Source organism: Planomonospora alba, from assembly GCF_039534085.1.
Classification (GTDB): Bacteria; Actinomycetota; Actinomycetes; order Streptosporangiales; family Streptosporangiaceae; genus Planomonospora_B; species Planomonospora_B alba.
Genome location: NZ_BAAAUT010000153.1, coordinates 1 through 1,295 on the forward strand (window position 1 = coordinate 1; position 1,295 = coordinate 1,295).

The 1,295-nt window shown below is 76.8% G+C and carries 1 protein-coding gene; it reads left to right on the forward strand.

The annotated features are described in order from the left end of the window. Positions 1-1,295: polyketide synthase dehydratase domain-containing protein (locus ABD823_RS34365; RefSeq protein WP_344867126.1), on the forward strand; the 1,295-nt coding region annotated here is incomplete at both ends.

Sequence of the window (1,295 nt, forward strand, 5' to 3'; positions counted from 1 at the left end):
GGGCGCGCCGGGTGGAGCTGCCGACCTACGCCTTCCAGCGCAAGCGCTACTGGCTCGACCCGGCCTCCGGACGGGGTGACGTGGCAGCGGCCGGACTGGCGGCCACGGACCACCCGCTGCTCGGCGCCGTGGTGCGGCTGCCCGACACCGACGGCCTGGTGGCGACCGGGCGGCTGTCCGTCGAGACGCACCCCTGGCTGGCGGAGCACGCCGTCCAGGACACGGTGGTCGTGCCCGGAGCGGCTCTGCTCGACCTCGTCGTCTGGGCGGGTGACCGGGCGCGGTGCGGCACCGTGGAAGAGCTGACCATGGAGGCCCCGCTGGTGCTGCCCGAGCACGGCGGGATCCGGCTCCAGGTCGTGGTGGGCGAGCCCGGTGAGAACGGGAGCCGGTCCGTGGGCGTGTACTCGCGGCCTGACGGCGGGGCGGAGCCGGAGGCGCTCGCCGACGACGTGCCGTGGACGAGGCACGCCACGGGTCTGCTGCTGCCCGGCACCGGCGAGGCTCCGGCCGGGCTGGAGCAGTGGCCCCCGGCCGGCGCGGACCCGGTCGAGATCGAGACACTCTACGACGAGCTGGCCGGAGCCGGTCTCGTCTACGGCCCGCTCTTCCAGGGGCTCCGCGCGGCCTGGCGGCGCGACGACGAGGTGTTCACCGAGGTGACGCTCCCCGAGGGGACCGAGGCGGACGGGTTCGGGCTGCACCCGGCGCTGCTGGACGCCGCACTGCACGGCATCGCCCTCTTGGAGGACGGCGAGGTCCGCCTCCCGTTCGCCTGGACCGGGGTGGCGCTCCACGCGACCGGCGCCTCGGCGGCCCGGGTACGGATCACCCGGACCGGCCCCGGCAAGGCGGCACTGGAGATCGCCGACGCGGCGGGGGCCCCGGTGGCCTCGGTGGCGTCGCTGGCGACCCGGACGATCGCGCCGGAGCAGTTCCGGAGCGCGGGGGGTTCGCAGCCGCTGTACCGGGTGGAGTGGCGGTCCTCGACCGCCGCCGCGGTGACCGCCGGGCCGTGCGCGCTCCTCGGCGAGGACGTGTTCGGGCTGGGCGGACTGCCCGGGGTGACGGGCGTGTACGCCGACCTGGCGGCGCTGGCCGCGGCCTCCGCACCGGGATCGCCGCAGGGTACGGCGGTGCCGGAGACGGTGCTGCTCCCGGTTCCGGCCACGGTGACCGGTGCTGCGGCCGGGGACGTGCGGGTCGAGGGTGTCTCCGGCGGCACCGATGTCCCGGCTGTGGTGCGCGCGGTGGCGGACCGGGTGCTGGGGCTGGTGCAGGAGTGGCTGGCCGAG